Annotated in this window: 11 protein-coding genes; 3 read left to right on the top strand and 8 right to left on the bottom strand. The window is 69.3% G+C overall.

Translation table 11 applies throughout. From position 1 onward, the window contains the following. Positions 1-4 precede the first annotated feature (4 nt). Entirely contained in the window at positions 5-1,132 is a 1,128-nt protein-coding gene (locus MF270_RS26290; protein WP_238368595.1) for a KpsE/RkpR family capsule polysaccharide export protein, read from the bottom strand. Positions 1,133-1,753: 621 nt separating this feature from the next. On the opposite strand from MF270_RS26290, the gene MF270_RS26285 reads away from it, so the two are divergent. Next, the gene (locus MF270_RS26285) at positions 1,754-2,587 is read left to right on the top strand and encodes an ABC transporter permease (RefSeq protein ID WP_238368594.1); all 834 of its coding nucleotides are present in this window, start codon (positions 1,754-1,756) and stop codon (positions 2,585-2,587) included. Positions 2,588-2,679: 92 nt separating this feature from the next. On the opposite strand, the gene MF270_RS26280 is transcribed toward MF270_RS26285, so the two are convergent. Further along, positions 2,680-3,672, bottom strand: a complete 993-nt coding sequence (locus tag MF270_RS26280; protein ID WP_238368593.1) for a glycosyltransferase — start codon at positions 3,670-3,672, stop codon at positions 2,680-2,682. 593 nt (positions 3,673-4,265) lie between these two features. Here MF270_RS26280 and MF270_RS26275 point away from each other — a divergent pair. Continuing rightward, on the top strand, positions 4,266-5,591 hold the full coding sequence (locus MF270_RS26275) for a UDP-glucose dehydrogenase family protein (protein WP_238368592.1): 1,326 nt from the start codon (positions 4,266-4,268) through the stop codon (positions 5,589-5,591). 149 nt (positions 5,592-5,740) lie between these two features. Here the strand turns inward: MF270_RS26275 and MF270_RS26270 are convergent, their stop codons facing one another. The 6 genes from MF270_RS26270 to MF270_RS26245 form a co-directional block, all read right to left on the bottom strand. Beyond that, on the bottom strand, positions 5,741-7,444 hold the full coding sequence (locus MF270_RS26270) for a CAP domain-containing protein (RefSeq protein ID WP_238368591.1): 1,704 nt from the start codon (positions 7,442-7,444) through the stop codon (positions 5,741-5,743). 228 nt (positions 7,445-7,672) lie between these two features. Further along, positions 7,673-10,138, bottom strand: coding sequence for a M10 family metallopeptidase C-terminal domain-containing protein (locus MF270_RS26265; RefSeq protein ID WP_238368590.1), 2,466 nt, complete (start codon positions 10,136-10,138; stop codon positions 7,673-7,675). A gap of 421 nt (positions 10,139-10,559) precedes the next feature. Then, on the bottom strand, positions 10,560-11,246 hold the full coding sequence (locus MF270_RS26260; protein ID WP_238368589.1) for a sulfotransferase family 2 domain-containing protein: 687 nt from the start codon (positions 11,244-11,246) through the stop codon (positions 10,560-10,562). Positions 11,247-11,264: 18 nt separating this feature from the next. After that, positions 11,265-12,188, bottom strand: a complete 924-nt coding sequence (locus tag MF270_RS26255; RefSeq protein WP_238368588.1) for a sulfotransferase family 2 domain-containing protein — start codon at positions 12,186-12,188, stop codon at positions 11,265-11,267. 5 nt (positions 12,189-12,193) lie between these two features. After that, a complete protein-coding gene (locus tag MF270_RS26250) occupies positions 12,194-13,894 on the bottom strand; it encodes a glycosyltransferase (protein ID WP_238368587.1) in 1,701 nt (566 codons plus the stop codon). Positions 13,895-13,912: 18 nt separating this feature from the next. Next, complete coding sequence (locus MF270_RS26245; RefSeq protein ID WP_238368586.1) at positions 13,913-15,403, bottom strand: sulfotransferase family protein; 1,491 nt, start codon at positions 15,401-15,403, stop codon at positions 13,913-13,915. A gap of 370 nt (positions 15,404-15,773) precedes the next feature. Here MF270_RS26245 and MF270_RS26230 point away from each other — a divergent pair. Continuing rightward, positions 15,774-17,386: calcium-binding protein (locus MF270_RS26230; RefSeq protein WP_272490897.1), on the top strand; the 1,613-nt coding region annotated here is incomplete at its 3' end.

The following is a 17,386-nucleotide window of genomic DNA, read 5'->3' as shown; positions in this document are numbered from 1 at the left end:
GTCCTCAGCTCCGGTCGCGCACCGAGTAGTAGATCAGCGCCAGCACCGACCAGGCGACAAAGCAGATCAGCGCCGCCATGAAGGTCAGAAGCTCGCGCTGCGGATACTCGGCGCTTTCGGGCAGGGTCGGGCGCACGTAGGTGGCCAGGTACCGGCTTTGGCGCGAGGCATTGGCGCGGGCCACGTCCAGCGCGGTCAGCGCGGCGCGGTAGGTCTCCTCGGCCACCTCGCGGTCGACGCTGAGGCTTTCGAACTCGGCGATGAGGCTGGGGTAATCCTCGCCCACGCCGCCGACCTCGGTGCTGTCAGAGGCAAAGGTCAGCCGCTCGTCGGCGATGCGTTCGCGGATCACCTCGATCCGGCGGCCGGCCTGGGTCAGGCGCGGGTCGTTCGGGTTGGTGGTGGTCTCGAGCAGCAGGTCGTAGTCGATCAGCGCCTGGGCCAGCTGCTGCTGCAGGTTGGCCAGCACGCCCATGCGGCCCTGCAGGTCGGCCGCCGGGTCGACGATCTGGGTGCGGGTGCGGAACCGGGTCAGCGCCTCGCGGGCATCCTTGAGCCGCTGCACCGCGATCTCGAGATCCTCGTTGGCATAGCGCATGGAATCGTTGCGCGCCTGTTCGTTCAGCGTGTTGATCATGGCCTGGCTCTCGGCCACGATCTCGCGGCTGATGGCCTGGGCCATCGCGGGGGTGAAGGCGATCACCTCCATGTCGATCAGCCCCGAGCCGCTGTCATACGAGACCTTCACCACCCGTTCCCAATGGCTCAGCAGGTCCTCGGCCGTGGCATCGGGGGGCAGGGAAAAGATCGGGTCGATGTCGTAATTGGCCGAGTAATGCGCCTTGAGGTCGAGCACGGCGTCGATCTGGGCCACGATCTCGGGGCTCAGCACGTATTCGTAGAGGATCGCGCTGTCGTCCCCGGTGCTGCCCACGTCGAGAAAGCCGCCCAGCAGGTCCTGGGCGCCGCCGGTCTCTTCCGAGCGCACGGTGAAGCCGGTGTTGGAGCCGTACTGGTCGATGGCAATCTCCCACAGGTACCAGGTCGCCGCGGCGAAGGGGGCGATGACCAGCAGGAAGAAGCTGAGGATGAGGCCCCAGTGCCGGCGCTTCATCCGCGCCGGGGAGGCCATGGGGCGCACCTCGATGATCTTCGGGGCGGCCTGTCCGCCGCCCGGGCCGCCCTGTCCGCCGCCGCGCCCCTGCTGGGGCTGGTTCGGCCGGCCACCGGCCTGCAGGGCCGCCTGGCCGGGGCCGCGCGCCGGCTGACCGCCGCCCTGCCCCTGTCCGCCTTGCCCCTGTCCGCCCTGTCCCTGTCCCTGTCCGGGTCCGCGGTTCGGACCCTGTCCGCCGCCCTGGCCCTGGCCTTGTCCGCGGTTCAGCCCACCGCCCTGTCCCTGTCCGCCTTGACCTTGTCCGCCCTGTCCCTGTCCCTGTCCGGGTCCGCGGTTCTGTCCCTGTCCGCCGCCCTGACCCTGGCCCTGTGGCTGGCCCTGGCCTTGCCCGCGGGCCTGGCCCGCGCCCTGGCCCTGCGGCTGCCCGACGCCCTGGCCCGGCCCGGCCGCGGTCGCAGACTCGGCCGGGGGGGTGGGGGCGCTGCCCGGGCCCTCGGGGTTCCGTTCCTGGTTGTCCGCGCTTCCGCCCGGTTGATTATCTTTTGTCATCAAAGACTTGTCCTTCACGGAACCGAATTGCCATCTGCGCGTCCTTTCTACATAATCGCATCAGCCAACACCAGCAAAGACACGCCCACCATGTCCGTCACAGACCCCGCGGGGCAGCCCGTCCGCCCACCGGTTCAGCAGAAGCTTGCGCGCAATCACCGCTCCTTCGCCTCGTTCCGGGTGATCTCGGCGCTGATGCTGCGCGAGGTGGCGACTCGCTACGGCACCACGCCCGGCGGCTACATCTGGGCCTTTGCCGAGCCGCTCGGGGCGATCTCGATCATGGCGGTCGCCTTCTCGATCGTGATGCGGAGCCCACACCTGGGCGACAACTTCATCATCTACTACTCGACCGGCTACCTGCCCTACCAGCTGTTCCAGACGGTGTCGTCGACGGCCGGCGGGTCGATCAGCTTCATGGGCGCGCTCCTGCGCTACCCGGCGGTGACCTGGGTCGATGCCATCGCCGCCCGGACCATCGTCAACACGATGACCGCGCTGCTGGTGTCCTACATGCTGCTGTCGGTGCTGTGCCTGGCCACCGGGTTCCAGACCATCATCGCCTATGACAAGATCTTCCTGGCCTTCTTCATGTCCTTCGCGGTGGGGCTGGGGGTCGGCACGCTGAACGCGGTGCTGATGGGGCTGTTCCCGGTCTGGGAACGGATCTGGGGCGTGATCACCCGGCCGCTGTTCCTCGCCTCGGGCGTGCTCTTCCTCTACGAGGAGATGCCGCCGCTGGTGCGCGACATCCTGTGGTACAACCCGCTGATCCATGTCACGGGCCTGGCGCGCGATGCCTTCTACCCGATCTATCAGCCGACCCATATCTCGCCCACCTACGTGCTCAGCGTGGGGCTCATCACCCTCGGCTTCGGCACGCTGCTGATGGCGCGCTACTACAAGGACCTGCTCAACAAGTGACGCCCCGGGGCGGCAAGATCTTCTCACGAAGATCTTGCGGGGCCGCGCGGGGCGCGGAAAAATCTTCGTCAGAAGATTTTTCGGGCGGGGCGCTACTCGGCCAGCCGTTCGATGTCGGCGAGGGTGCGGCGGGTGTCGTGGCGCAGCCCGTCGGCGATGGCATGCCGCATGAGGCGCAGGAAGACGCGGGCATCGCCGCGATGGGACCGCGCCTTCAGCAGCCATTTCGGCAGAACGATCACGAGCAGCGGCCAGAACAGCGGGCCCGCCGCCGCACGGTAGAGCATCAGCAGGTTGCGGTGGTAGAAATAGACCTTCCACAGCGGATGGAACCGCCCCCGCTGCCCCGCGTCGAAGGTGCCCATGTCGTGCTCGAACCGCAGCCCCGGGTGAAAGGCCAGCCGGCGCCCGCTCTGGCGGATGCGCAGCGTGTAAAGCCCGTCGTCGCCGTAGACGAACAGGGACGGGTCCGGAAAGCCGATCGCCCGCACCGTGTCGGCGCGCACGAAGAAGCCGACAAAGCTGGTGATGTCGATCGCCTGCGGCTCTGTTCCGGCGTAATTGCCGGGACCTATGTGAAAGCCCGAGCGCCCGCCAAGCTTCAGCCCGGTCTTCAGGAACACCTCGAGGTGCCAGAACGGGTTGCGCGAGGGGCGGTTCATCTCGCAGATCTCTCCGCTCGGGAAATAGACCGCCGCCGCCAGCCCGTCCCAACCCGAAAGGTCCATGGCGTGGAACCGCCCGAGGCAGCCCGGCGCGGGCCGGCCGTCGTCGTCCATCAGCACCAGCCAGTCAGGCGCGAGCACCTCCATCGCGTGGCGCATGGCGCGCATGAAGCCCCCTGCCCCGCCGGTATTGTCCTCGGAGCGCAGCACGGTGAGCCGCGGGTCGGCCTGGGCGGCGAGGAAGGTGTCGGTCCCGTCGGTGCTGGCATTGTCGGCCACCACCACGGCGGCCAGCGTCTCGGGCGGGCTTTCGAGCAGCCGCGCGATCGTCTCCGTCAGCTTGGCCAGCCGGTTGTGGGTCACCACCACCGCCACCAGCCGCCCCTGCCCGGCCTGCATGTCTTTCTGCCCCTCGCTCATGTCCCCCCGATAGAGGGTTTTTCCCCCGCCGCAAAGTGACAGCGCGCAGCCCCGGTGCCAGGCGGTGCGAAAAGCCGGGGAAGGGGGGCCAGCCCCCGTCCGCCAAAGGCGGACTCCCCCGGAGTTTAGAGGCACAATGAAGAGGGATCCGGGCCCATGCTGACGGCGCATCTGCCTTCGGGCTACGTCCTGGCGCGGCTCTGACCGGCCGCGCCTTTCACCATCATCTCTACTGGGTGCATATCCCGCTGTTCTGGCTCTGTGTCGCGGCGCTGGTCCTGCCGGTGCTGACGCTGCTGTGGCGCGCCCGGCGCCGGGGGCAGGGGCCGCTGCGGCCCGCATCACCGGGCAGGTGAGCGGCGGGGCAGGGCGGTGCCCCTGCCCTGGCCGCGAAACCGCGGGGCACGTCGGGCGTGTTTCGCGCGCGAAACGCCCGGGCGGCGGGGTGAGCCGTCTCTGTCACGGGGGCTTTCAGCCTTTGGGCCCCTGCCGGTCGCGCTATGGTCGATCCCGGGCGGCCGGCCCGGCGCTCTGCGTTGACTTGGGCGCGGCAAAGGCGGAAGACAGGGAAAACGGCACCAAAGGCAGGGCAGATGAAAATCGCGATGATCGGCACGGGCTACGTGGGCCTGGTTTCGGGGGTCTGCTTTTCCGACTTCGGTCACGAGGTGGTCTGCGTCGACAAGGACCCGGCCAAGATCGACAAGCTGCGCCGCGGCGAGGTGCCGATCTTCGAGCCCGGCCTCGAGGCGCTGATGGCCCGCAACGTGGAGGCGGGGCGGCTGTCCTTCACCCTCGATCTGGCCGAGGCGATCGCGGGTGCGCAGGCGGTGTTCATCGCCGTGGGCACGCCGACGCGGCGCGGGGACGGCCATGCCGACCTGACCTATGTCATGGCCGCGGCCGAGGAGATCGCGCGGGCCGCCCGCGATTACGTGGTCATCGTCACCAAGTCGACCGTGCCCGTGGGCACCAACCGGCAGGTCAAGCAGGTGGTGCGCAAGGCCAACCCGGATCTCGAGTTCGACGTGGCCTCGAACCCCGAGTTCCTGCGCGAAGGCGCGGCGATCGAGGATTTCATGAAGCCCGACCGCGTGGTCGTCGGCGTGCAGAACGAGCGCGCGGGCGCGGTCATGGCCGAGATCTACCGCCCGCTTTACCTGCGCGACTTTCCCGTCGTGACCACCGATCTCGAGTCGGCCGAGATGATCAAGTACGCGGCCAATGCCTTCCTCGCGACCAAGATCACCTTCATCAACGAGATCGCGGCGCTGTGCGAACGGGTCGGGGCGGATGTGAAGCAGGTCTCCAAGGGGATGGGGATGGACGGGCGGATCGGCAACAAGTTCCTCCATGCCGGGCCGGGCTATGGCGGGTCGTGTTTCCCCAAGGACACCCGTGCGCTGGCCCGGATCGGGCAGGAACATGGCGTGCCGATGCAGATCACCGAGACGGTGATCGCGGTGAACGAAGAGGTGCGGCGGCGCATGGTCGACAAGCTGCGTGACCTCTGTGGCGGGTCGTTCAACGGCCGGACGGTGGCGGTGCTGGGGGTGACCTTCAAGCCCAACACCGACGACATGCGCGAGGCGCCCAGCCTGACCGTCGTGCCGGCGATGCTGGGCGGCGGCGCCAAGGTGCGCGTCTGCGATCCGCAGGGGCGGCACGAGGGCGAGGCGCTGCTGCCCGGGGTCTGCTGGAAGGAGGATCCCTACCAGGCGGCCCATGGCGCGGACCTGCTGGTGATCCTGACCGAGTGGAACGAGTTCCGCGCGCTGGACCTGAAGCGCCTGGCGCGCAAGATGGCGGTGCCGCGCCTGGCGGACCTGCGCAACATCTACACCGCGCAGGACGCGAAACGCGCCGGGTTCGAGGCCTATGACAGCGTCGGCCGCGAAGGCTTCGCGCCCGGGAGCTGAGGTGTTTCGCGCGCGAAACATCTGCCGCAATCGACCCTGTTCCAGAGGAAACAGACCCGGAAAAGTCTTCCGACGAAGGCTTTTCGTGCCGCGTGCGGGGCCGCATTTTCTGCGTGAGAAGAAAATGCCGGGGCAGGACGTGACGCGCGTCAGGGCGTGAAGAGCGTGAGGTCGTCCCAGAGCCCGGCGGTGCCGGCAAGCCCCTCCAGCGTCAGCGATCCGCCCGCGTCGAAGGTGATCACCACGCCCGCATCCGTCACCGCGCTGCGGGTCAGCAGGTCCGCCTCGGAGGCGGCGCCGGCGAGGTGCAGCGCGGCGATCTTGAGGCTGTCGGTGCCGGTCTCGTAATCGGTGATGCGGACCTCCCCGGCGCCGGGCAGCAGCACGAAGCGGTCCGCCCCGCTGCCGCCCGTCAGCACATCGTCCCCGCCCGCGCTCTGGATGGTGTCGGCGCCCGCGCCGCCGGTCACCGTGTCGGCGCCGTAGGGGCCGCCCTGCGCGGTGTCGAGGAACAGGTCATTGCCCTCGCCCAGCCACACCAGGTCGGCGCCCTTGCCGCCGGTCACGCTGTCGTTGCCCAGCTGGCCCGAGAGCGTGTCGCCCTGGTCGCCGCCGTAGATCGCGTCGCCTCCCTTGCCGCCCGAGATCACGTCGCGCCCCAGCCCGCCCGAGATCCAGTCCCAGCCCGCGCCGCCATAGACGCTGTCGTCCCCGTCCCCCGCGGTCACGCTGTCATTGCCTTGCGGGCCGCCCTGGGTGTCGTCGAAGAAGACGTCGTTCCCGGCCCCCAGCCAGGCGGCATCGGCGCCCAGCCCCCCGGTCACGGTATCGTCGCCCGTCCCGCCCAGCAGCATGTCGCCGTAGCGCCCGCCGCCCAGCACGTCATCGCCGTCGCCGCCCTGAAGCGTGTCGCGCCCGCCGCCGCCTGTCAGCCGGTTGTCCGCGCCGTTGCCGATCAGGCGCTCGGCCCCTTCGGCGCCCGCAAGGTCGATGGCATCGAGCCCCAGCGCGCGCAGTTCACCGACGCCGAGGTCCCCGGCGCCAAGCGCCAGCGAGACCGAGGAGAAGAGCCGCAGCGCGCCCTCGGACCAGCTGAGGTCGAGCTTGCCGTTGCCTTGTCTCAAATCGGCGGAATAGTCTCTGTACAGGCCCGAAAGCGCCGTCAGCGACCCCTGCACCTGCCCCGGACTAACCCCGACCGTGTAGCCCCCGGCGGCCGCCGAGGTGAAGCGCCCGCCATCCGCCGAGACCTGCACCCCCGCGATCCCTTCGCCGGGGGAATAGAAGTCGTCGCCGTCGGTGTCGTCATAGGCGACGCCGGTCAGGTAATGGGCGGTGCCGGTGGCGGCGAAATCCTCGGTCAGCAGGGACATGGTGTAGGTCGTGCCCTCGATGGCAAAGAGCCCCACCGCCTGGGCCAGGCCGAACTCGCGGAAGTCGCCGTTCAGCAGGTTCACCCGGTGATCGGCGCTGCCCCAGAGGTCGCGGTGATGCGCCAGCACCGCCTCTTCCAGGTCCAGCGGCGGCAGCCCGCCCCAGTAGGCGATGTTCTCGCCGTAGGCCCAGGCGCCGGTAAAGAGATAACCTGCCTCGGCCATCCGCTCGGGCGGGGTGCTGCCGCCGGCGCCGATATGGCTGAAGGTATCGGTGTCGATCATCCACTGGGCATGGGCCTCGGCCGCGGCATCGAGAAAGACGTTCGGGGACAGCACCTGGCGGCTCTCTCCGGTCAGCGGCGGCCCCTCGACACCGGCGTTGAGCGCGGTGCCAAGCCGGGTCGCCTCGGCCTGCGGATCGAGGCGCGCGCGGTTGATCAGCTCGACCAGGTATTGCTCGGTGTTGGTGAGGGGCATGGCGGCGCTCCGGGGCAGGCGAAAAGGCAATGGCGGGAATGCCGTCACCCTGCCCCGCGCCGCCGGAAAGGTAAAGAACCGGCAGGCCGCCGGAACGGGACCGGCCCCGCCCGGAGACTGAAGGGCGAGGCCGGCCAGGTCCCCGCAGACCGGGGGGTGGGTGGTGCCGGTCTGCGGGGATATGTGACCCTGTTTCGGGCGAAGCTGCCAAGTTTCGCCGCCGTCGGGTCAGATCAGGGTGATGTCGTCGAGAAGCCCGGCGGTCGTGGTCACGCCCTCGAGCCGCAGGCTGTCGCCGCCGCCGAAATCGAGCAGCAGGTCACCGCCGTCGAAGGTGCTCAGTTGCGCGAGCCGGGCCTGGGTCAGCGACCCGGTCCAGAGGCCCGTGTCGATCTGCAGGCTGTCGATCCCGGCGGTGAAATCGGTGATCACGTCCTGGCCGATGCCCCGCGCGGCAAAGACGAAGGTATCGGCGCCGCCGCTGCCGGTGACGGTGTCGTTGCCGCCGCCCATCTCGAACCGGTCATTGCCCTTGCCCCCGGTCACGCGGTCATGGCCCGAGGCCTGGCCGTCGTCGCGCCAGGTGTCGTTGCCGGCGCCCATCCAGGCCTTGTCGCTGCCCGCGCCGCCGATCACAAGGTCGTCGCCGTAGCCGGCATCGAGATGGTCGTCGCCCGCGCCGCCGTCCAGCGTGTCCCAGCCCAGCCGGCCGAAGATTGTGTCGTTGCCGCCCTCGCCGTGGAATGCGTCGGCGCCCACGCGGCCGGCGATGCGGTCGTTGCCGGCCCCGGCCCAGACCGTGTCATAGCCATCCGGCCCGGACTGGTAATTGTCGACGAAGACGTCGTCGCCGTCGCCGAGATACGCCAGGTCGCGGCCATTGCCGCCGATCACCAGGTCGTCGCCCGCGCCGCCGAACAGCCGGTCGTGGCCCTTGCCGCCCTCGAGCGTGTCGGCGCCGTCGCCGCCGTAAAGGCTGTCGGCGCCCTTGTTGCCCATGAGCCAGTCGTCGTCCGAGGCGCTGGCGATGACCTCGGTGCGGCCCGTGTTGCGGCTGTCCAGCGCATCGCCGCCCAGCGTGTCGGCCACCTGGCCTTCCGCCGCGGGCTGCCAGTAGCTGGCCAGGCGCGCATCGCCGGTATCGGCGAGGTCGGTGATCGACTGCGCGGCGATCTCCTCGGCGCTCAGCACGCCGTCGTAAAGCGCGATATCGCCGAAATCCCCCTGCAGGGCGACGGTCTGATCCCAGGCGCCCGAGGACCAGGCGCCCTGGCTCTGGCCGAAGACCAGGCTGCCCGTGCCGGCCTGCGCCCCGGCCGAGGAGGTGGTGCCATAGGTCCGCGCCCCGTCGAGGTAGAAGACCATGGCGCCACTCGCGGCATCGCGGGTCAGGGTCAGCCGGTGCAGCTGGCCATCGGCGATCTCGTCCCGGTCGATGCCGGTCCAGATGGTGCGGTAGCCCGCGCCCGTCGTCTCGATCAGGTAGAGATAGGGGACCGACTTGTCCCAGACCTGCAGGTCGAAGGAATAGCCCGAGGCGCTGGCGGCGTCGAAGGACATGATGCGCTGGCTCAGCGCCTCGTTGCCGGCGTCGATGCGCAGCACGATGTCGAGGGTGAAGCCCGAGGCGATGGACGCATCCTCCTGCACCAGCGCGCGGGAGCGGGTGGCGGCATCGTTCATCTCGACCAGCACCAGGGCGGGGATCGCCGCGCCTGCGGCCTGGCCGTGGATCACGTCGTCGCCCGCGCCGCCCATGGCGGTGTCGTCGCCGATCCCGCCCGAGAGCACGTTGGCCGCGTCGTTGCCGATCAGCCGGTCTTTGCCCGACCCGGCGATGCCGTTCTCGATGGTGACGCCATGGGCGATGGTATAGCCGCCGACCTGCCATCCCTCGCCGGAGGTATCCAGAACCGAGGCAAAGCCGCCGCCGCCGATCTCCTGGTGCAGGGTCGCGGCGCGCAGGTCGATCTGCGTGTCGGTTGCCATGGCGGAAAAGTCGATCACATCCGTGCCGCCGGCATCCCAGATCGCGATCACGTCGTTCTGCGGCGCGGTGTAGCGATCGTCGCCGGTGCGGGTTTCCATGTTGGCGCCGTACATGACCTGCAGCGCGGCGATGTCCAGCGCGCCCATGCGGTCGGGCGTGGCGGCATCGATGCCCGGCAGGTCCAGGAAATCCCCGTAGCTGTAGGACATGAGCGTGTAGACCTTGTTGTCGAAGAGCGTGCCTTCGATCGCGTGGTCATGATCGTCGTCGTCCGCGCCCAGGGTCCGCGAGCCCATCGAGCTGTCGAAGGGATGGCCAAGGCCCAGCGTATGGCCCAGCTCGTGGGTCAGCAGGCCGACACCGGACGAGCCCACCACGAAGGTGCCCCAGCCGGCATAGCCCGCCCAGCCGCCGGGCACGCTGTCGACCATCTGCAGGTCGACATCCGATTGCGCGGTCAGGCCGACCTCGACGAAGGTGACGTTGCAGATCTCCATGATCCGGGCGATCGCGGTGCGGAAATCGTTCTGCTCGGCCGCGGTCCAGGCCGAGGTATGGCTCGAGCCGCCGGTATAGGAGCTCTTGTCGACCGTCTCGCCGGCCTTGGCAAAGGCATAGCTGATGGTTGACGATGCGCGGGCCGTGCCCACGAGCGCACCCAGCAGCGGATACGCGGATACAGTGACGCTGGCAGCATCGCTCATGGTCGTTCACCCCTTGCCGACCCAATCTCTGATCGGAGCGCCGGGGCCGGGGTCACCTAAGGTTTGGCAGCGGTGACGGCACGGTCGGCAGCGATCCGTGAGACATTGGTGCCAGCGGCCCGCGTCGAAACGAGGGCGGGCCCGGGGTAAGAAACGGGCCATTCGCGGACGGGGTCCTGAGAGGCTGCCACAATGCTTGCCAGACCCCCCGCCAAAGTGGCGAAAGCGACATAATTACAAGGTTCTAGATGGTTAATGTCCGGGGCGAAACCGGGGCAGGGGGGCGGGCAATCCCGGGGCTGCGCAGGGGGGAATTCGCGGGCAGATTCGTCAGATCTGACGCGGCCGGGGCGCCTTTGCCACGGGCGAGGGGCGCGCCGGGGGGCGCCTGGGCGGGCAGGGCGCCCGGCGCCGCGGCGGCTCAGCCTGCCTCGGGGGCGGTGTCCGGGTAGCCGAATTCCTCGAAATCGGCGGCGTAGAACTCGCGCACCCGGCGGATGTTGGCCTTTGTCCAGCGCAGCCTGGGGGCCGGGCGCGCGGCCGCGGCCCTGGCATCCCGGGCGCGGGCCCACTTGCCCTTGGTCTTGGGGCCGGTGCCGCCGGTCTTCAGCGCATGGGCGATCCCTTCGGGCGCGGGCACGCCGATCTTGCCGGCGACCCGGGCGAGGATCGTCTCGAGCCCCTCCTCGAGGCGGAAGACCTCCACGTCGTCGCCGCCGAATTCCCATTGCGGCCGGATGTGGTTGTCGAGCACGAAGGGGTCCCGCTCGAACCGGGCAAGGGTCTGGGCCAGCCAGGGGGTGAACTTCTGCATCTCGCCAAAGAAGCGTTCCTTCGCCAGCTCGATCTGCATGCGGTATTCGCTGGCCAGCCGGGCGAAGGGGTCGCGCACGGTCATGAAGGCATAGTCAAAGGCGCCCTCGCCGAAGAGCTCCTCGAAATCCTCGTAGCGCAGGTGCTGGGCGGTGCAGTTCAGCGCGGAGGGCACGCCGACCGTGCGGAACCGCAGGGGGGCGAGGCTTTCCAGCCAGGTCTCGACCGTGGTGCCGCCGGTCTTGGGGACATGGATGTAGAGGATGCGTTTTCCGTTCAGCTCGATCAGGGGCATGGCGCGTCTCTCGGGATGTCAGGGGGTATAGTCGAAGGCGTCGAAATCGGCGGCATAGACCGCGGCCACCCGGGCGCGGGTGGCGGGCGTTTCCAGCGCGTCGCGCCCCGGCACGTCCTGCCGGTTGCGCGGCGTGGTCAGGTCGATATCGGGCGGCAGCGGGCGCTCCAGCCGCGCCGCGATCTGCCGGAAAAAGGCGGGCAGGTCCTCGCAGCGGCCCAGAAGGTCGGGGCGCAGGACCTGCGGCAGCACGTTCAGCACCTGCGGCCGGAAATGGCTGTCGAGCGGGCGCGCGTCGTGATGCGGCAGCTCGGCCGCGACATAGTCGAGAAAGCGCTCGAACCCCGTCAGGGTAAAGGGATGCGCACCCCAGTCGAAGCCGGTCGTCGCGCCCATCCGCAGCCGGTCGTCGGCGAAAAGCGGGCTTTGCAGCTCCTGCGCGCGGCAGAGGTAGAGAAAGCTCGACACCGCGCGGTCCAGCGGGTGGCGTATGGTCGTCAGCCGCAGCGCGCCGGCCAGCACCTCGGCCGGGTCGCGCCCGTCGCCGCGCGCGCCCAGCATGGAAAACACCCGCGCCTCGGCCAGCCGGTGGGCGGCGGCGCTGTCGGTGTTCATGCCGCCCAGATCCTGCACCAGCGCCCTGAGCGGCAGGCCGAATTCCAGGTGGAACAGGAAATGCAGCGTCGAGGTGGTGCCGGTCTTGCCATTGGGCCGGAAGGCCCAGGCGCCGCTGACCGGCGTCACCACGTAGTCGAGGAACTGCAGGGCCCGGGCGGGGGTGGCAAAGCCGCCGCGATGGGCGGCGAAGAAGGCCTGCGCCGCCTCGCGCCGCGCGGCCCTGGGCGGGGCCGGGGTGTGAAAGATGGGGGCGGGACCGGAGCCGGCCGGGGCCCGGGCCGCCGGGGGGGCGCCGCGGGGCGGCTCTGCCGGCGCGCCGCCCATCGGCCCTAGACCCGGCGCGCGCGCGGGGCCGGCTTGCGCGGCCCGCGCCCGCCGGCGGGCTTGGGCCTGGGCTTGACCGGGCGGTTCTTGCCATCGGTCTTGGCCTTGACCCGGCGCGAGGTGACCCGGTCGCGCAGCGGGGTCACCTGGTCGGGCGTGCCGCGCTTGTCCGGCGCCGGCGCCTCGAGCGTCTCGATCGCGCGGGCCGGGGCGTTGTAGACCTCGAGCAGCTCGGCGATGTGATCTTCCATGGAATAGGGCGTCATCGCGCCCTCCCAGTACTTTTTCGTCGAGATCTTGCCGTCCAGCACCAGCTTCAGCCGGTCGGCGAAATCCTTTTCGTCGCCGGCGCGGAACACCAGGTCGCGGCAATTGCCCAGCTCCTGCGCGCCGCCCAGGTCCGAGGTCAGCAGCGGGATGTGGCGGGCATGCATCTCGATGGCGACCTGGGGCAGGTTGTCTTCCCAGAGGACGGGAATGACGCCCAGGTCGACCTCGGAGAGCAGCTCGTCGAGTTCGTCGTGCTTGTAGCCATCGGCAAAGAGCATCGAGGCGACGCGGGTCGAGAGATTGGTGATCCGGTCCATCGTGTGCTGGTCGACGAGCCGCGAGCAGATCATCACGTTGACGCGGGCCGCGATGTCCTGCGGCAGCGCCTCGAGCGCGTCGAGCAGGAAGAAGAAGCCCTTGTCGCGGCGCATGTAGCCCAGATAGGCGATGGTCACCGTGCCGTCGGGGCGGACGATGGATTTCGCCGGCGTGGTCTGGGCGAATTTCTCGGCATGGCGGGTGCCGATGTAGCTGGTCCTGATCAGCGCCGGCGCGATGCCGTAGCGCTTGGCCACCTGGCCGACCCGGGCCGAGACGCAGAGCACCTGGTCGCAATGGGTGTTGATCAGCTGCACCATCTCGCGGCGGCGGCGGGTGAACTTGAGGTTGCTGGCCTCGACCCGCTTCAGCAGCTTCGAGGCGCCGGTGGTCGAGGTCGAGGTGGCGCTGGCCGGCCGGCCCTTGCGGATGCGGGTGTTGTAGACCCGCGCGGTCTTGCCCGCGACGCGCATCGCCGGGCCGAAGCCGCGGTCGAACAGCCGCGAGCCCGGGCGCACGCCGACCTTTTTCAGGTTGTAGGCGACCGAGTTGGCCAGCTGCACGATGCGCGTGTCATGCTGGTGCGGCAGGCAGTGTTCGCATTTCCGGCCGTCGTCGAAATCGGTGCAGTTCTCGCGTTCCTGGTACCACAGGTTCACCTGCGGGCACATCGGGTAGTAGTTGTGCAAGCTGAAGACGACCCGCGTATCGGGCCATTTTTCCTTGATCCTCAACGCCTTGGCCGGGATGCCCTCGAGGTTGTTGAAGTGGATGACGTCAAAGGGGCCCTTTTCGGCGATGAACTGGTGAAAGACCTCGACCGTGGCCGGGTCGTCCAGCTGGCCTTCGCTGCCGAAGGAATGGTGCGAGGGCGAGAGACAGCCCGAGTTGACGATCTCGTAGCGGTTCTGCCGGTTCTCGTTCGGCCCGTGCTTGATCCGGTCCCAGCGCGGCTTGCTGTCGAGAAGGTCATACGAGATGCCGGAGCTGAGGAAGGTGCAGTCCACCCCGGGCTGCTTGTCCAGCGCCTGGATGATGTTGCGCTGGTAGACGCTGACCCCGCCGCCGCGCTTCTCGTCGTCAAGGTAATCGACCCAGTTGTAGAAAAGGATTTTCATGAATGTCGCCTGGCCTGGTCAGGTGCTGGAAGGGGTGTCGGGGGTCTTGCGCCGCGCCGCGCGCGGACCGGGCTTGCCGCCGGGGGGCCGCTTGACCGGCTGCTTGGCACGCTTTGCGGGCGGGACCCAGCGCCCGGCCGCCGTGTCGGCGGTCTTGGCCTCGGCGGCCTCCGCCTCGGGGGCGGCGGGGTCGTCCCGGGCCGGGCCGCGGCGCGGATCGGCCTTGCCCAGCTGCATCTCGACGCGGTTGAGCCGGCGCGAGAAGACGGCCAGGCGGCGGCTCTCGGCCTCCTTCTCGGCCAGCCGCGCCTCGAGATCGGCGATCCTGGCGGTCAGCTCGGCCGGGTCGAGGGGCAGGGCGCTGCCCTCGGCGGCCTCGGCCGCATCCTCGGCGGGGGCCGCGGGGGCCGCGGCGGGCAGGGCGGCGCGGCCGGTCTCGAGCGCCTTCAGCCGGCTGTCGAGCGTGGCGAGGCGTCGGCCCATGCCCGGCAGGTCGGCGGCATTGACCCGCTGGCGCAGCTGGATCAGCTCGGAAAAGACAAAGCCCAGCACCAGGTTGCGTTCGATCTGCAGCGGCGGGGCCGGCTCGGGCAGGCGGGCGGCGAAGCGCTCGACCGGGATGGCGCTGTCGGGCAGCTCGGCGATCCAGTCGAGCCCGGCCTGCGCCTCGGCCCGGACCTCGTCCAGCGCCACGGCGCCGGCGCCGGGCAGGGCGTCCTGCACCTCGAGATAGCTTTCGGCCTGGGTGCGCAGGGCCTCGATCGTGCCATGCGGATACTTCATGTTCTGCATCAGGCGGACCAGTTCCACCACGCGGTCGTCGAACCGCGGGTTGGGGTCGTCCATCTGCTCGGCCAGCGCGGGCGGCATCTCGATGCCCAGCACCGACAGGAAGTCGCGATGCAGCGCCGCCGGGTCGGCCCGGTCGCGCACATAGGGCCGCACGGTCACGTTCTCGGGGCCGAGGATCTCGACCCAGGGCGCCAGCGCGCGGTGGTAGTCGTAGTGGATTTCCTCGATCTCGCCGGTGGCGGCGGCGTTGATGTCGCCGATCGGGAAATAGTTCATCTTGACCAGCTGGTTGTACCAGCTCAGCACCTGGCTGCCCGGCTCGCGCAGGTAGACCAGGGCGCGCACCCGCAGCCCGGCCGGGCGCGCCTCGAGACAGTCGCGCAGGATGTCCACCGCCTTGGGGAACTGGCCGATGCGGATGATCTCCTCGGAGCTGACCAGCGTGGTCTGGAAGCGGCTTTCCATGACGTGCTCGTAAAGCTGCGTCCACATGGTGCGCGGGGTGATCGGCTTGGCATAGCCGTGCAGCAGCTTGCGCACGCCGGCCGCGCGCATGATGGAAAAGGCATAGTCGGAATGCTTGGCATAGGTGCGCCAGACCGGGGCGTAATCCACGCCGTTGGCCTCGAGAAAGGCCAGGTTCTCTTCCATGAAGACCTGCAGGGCGGTGGTGCCGGTCTTGAAATGCCCGATGTGGATGATGAGCTCTTTGTTCATTCTTGTCCGTCAGTCGGCGGCCCCAGGTCCGGCAAGGCCGCGGTATCGATGCTCCGTCTCCCTGTTGCGGGAAAGCGGAGGAGGGGTCAAGAGCGGGGCCGCGATTCCCGCGGCCCGCGCGGGACGGCGCCCGTTTTCCTGCCGCCCCGGCCGGCATCACGAAACCGTGATGATCCGTCCGGGCCGCACAGGATCACCAGATTTTCCGAAAAGCGTCATAGTATTGCACGGTTTCCACACTTTAATGTCCGTGTCGCGCCGCAATTTGGCAACGATTGCCCTGTAGTCCAGGCATCGTTACCGTCCGGGTGACAATTCTTCCGGAAGGGACGCCGGAACAAGGACATTTCAGGCCAGTCAGGGGACGCGCATGCCTAACATCATCGACGGCGGAGCCGCGGCCGATCCCATCACCGGGACGGTCGACGACGATTCCATCAGCGGTTACGCTGGGAACGACACCATTCACGGCGATCTCGGCAACGACACGCTCGTCGGGGCGGCCGATGACGACGAACTCTACGGCGATGGCGGCGACGACGTCCTCGAGGGCGGCCCGGGCTTCGACACGCTCGTGGGCGGCTCCGGGAACGATACGCTGGAAGGCCATGGCGACGACGACAGCCTGGTGGGCGGCGCGGGCGCCGATTTCCTGGGCGGCGGCGCCGGCATCGACACGCTGCTGGGCGGCGACAGCAACGACCAGATCTACGGCGGCGACGGCGGCGACCTGATCGATGGCGGCAACGGCAACGACACGATCGACGGCCAGAACGATGACGACACGATCGCCGGCGGCGAGGGCAACGACAGCATTCTCGGCGGCGACGGCAACGACCTGATCGACGCCGGCAACGGGCTGAACGCCGTGTACGGTGGCGCCGGCAGCGACACGGTCACCGGCGGCGGCGACAACGATTTCATCGAGGGCAATGACGGCGACGACAGCCTCGAGGGGCTGGGCGGCAACGACAGCCTCTACGGCGGCGCGGCCAACGACACGCTGCTGGGCGGCGACGGCAACGACAGCCTCGAAGGCAATGACGGCGACGACGTGCTGATCGGCGGCGCGGGCGACGACAACCTCGAGGGCGGCATCGGCAACGATTCCATCCTTGGCACCGCGGGCAGCAACTTCATCTCGGGCGGGGCCGGCTTCGACACGCTGATCGGCGGCGACGGCGCCTTTGCCCATGACCGCATCCTCGGCGCGGAGGATGACGACAGCATCGAGGGGCTGGGCGGCAACGACAGCCTCTACGGCGGCTTCGGCGCCGACACGATCCGCGGCGGCGACGGCGACGACGACATCGGCGGCAACGAGGACAACGACAGACTCTTCGGCGATGCCGGCAACGACAGCCTCTACGGCAACGACGGCTTCGACACGATCGACGGCGGCGACGGCGACGATTACATCGAGGGCAACGGCCAGGGCGACAACATGTCGGGCGGGCTCGGCAACGACACGCTGGACGGCGGCGACGGGTTCGACACGCTCTTCGGCGGCGACGGCCAGGACAGCCTTGGCGGCGGCGCGGGCGACGACAGCCTCTTCGGCGAGGGCGGCAACGACTTTCTCGAGGGCAATGACGGCGACGACTACCTCGACGGCGGCGATGGCGACGACAGCCTCGAGGGCGGCGCGGGCTTCGACACGCTGATCGGCGGCGCGGGCAACAACGTGCTGCACGGCGGGCTCGATGCCGACACCGTCCTGGGCGGCGACGGCGACGATTCCATCACCGGCGACACCGGGGCGGACAGCCTTGACGGCGGCACCGGCGCCGACACGATCTTTGCCGGCGACGACAACGACACGCTGATCGGCGGGCTCGGCAACGACGTGCTGGGCGGCAACTTCGGCGCCGACAGCATCGAGGGCGGCGAGGGCGACGACAGCCTCTACGGCAACGAGGACAACGACACCCTGCTGGGCGGGGCCGGCAACGATTACCTCGAGGGCAACGACGGCGACGACCT

It is taken from the genome of Mesobacterium pallidum, from assembly GCF_019966535.1.
In the GTDB taxonomy this organism is placed as follows: Bacteria; Pseudomonadota; Alphaproteobacteria; order Rhodobacterales; family Rhodobacteraceae; genus Mesobacterium; species Mesobacterium pallidum.
This window is presented reverse-complemented; position numbering and strand designations above follow the sequence as displayed.

Coding starts and splice junctions, on each gene's coding strand:
- MF270_RS26290 (WP_238368595.1), bottom strand. CDS start 1,132: ATGGCCTCCCCGGCGCGGATGAAGCGCCGGCACTGGGGCCTCATCCTC.
- MF270_RS26285 (WP_238368594.1), top strand. CDS start 1,754: ATGTCCGTCACAGACCCCGCGGGGCAGCCCGTCCGCCCACCGGTTCAG.
- MF270_RS26280 (WP_238368593.1), bottom strand. CDS start 3,672: ATGAGCGAGGGGCAGAAAGACATGCAGGCCGGGCAGGGGCGGCTGGTG.
- MF270_RS26275 (WP_238368592.1), top strand. CDS start 4,266: ATGAAAATCGCGATGATCGGCACGGGCTACGTGGGCCTGGTTTCGGGG.
- MF270_RS26270 (WP_238368591.1), bottom strand. CDS start 7,444: ATGCCCCTCACCAACACCGAGCAATACCTGGTCGAGCTGATCAACCGC.
- MF270_RS26265 (WP_238368590.1), bottom strand. CDS start 10,138: ATGAGCGATGCTGCCAGCGTCACTGTATCCGCGTATCCGCTGCTGGGT.
- MF270_RS26260 (WP_238368589.1), bottom strand. CDS start 11,246: ATGCCCCTGATCGAGCTGAACGGAAAACGCATCCTCTACATCCATGTC.
- MF270_RS26255 (WP_238368588.1), bottom strand. CDS start 12,188: ATGGGCGGCGCGCCGGCAGAGCCGCCCCGCGGCGCCCCCCCGGCGGCC.
- MF270_RS26250 (WP_238368587.1), bottom strand. CDS start 13,894: ATGAAAATCCTTTTCTACAACTGGGTCGATTACCTTGACGACGAGAAG.
- MF270_RS26245 (WP_238368586.1), bottom strand. CDS start 15,403: ATGAACAAAGAGCTCATCATCCACATCGGGCATTTCAAGACCGGCACC.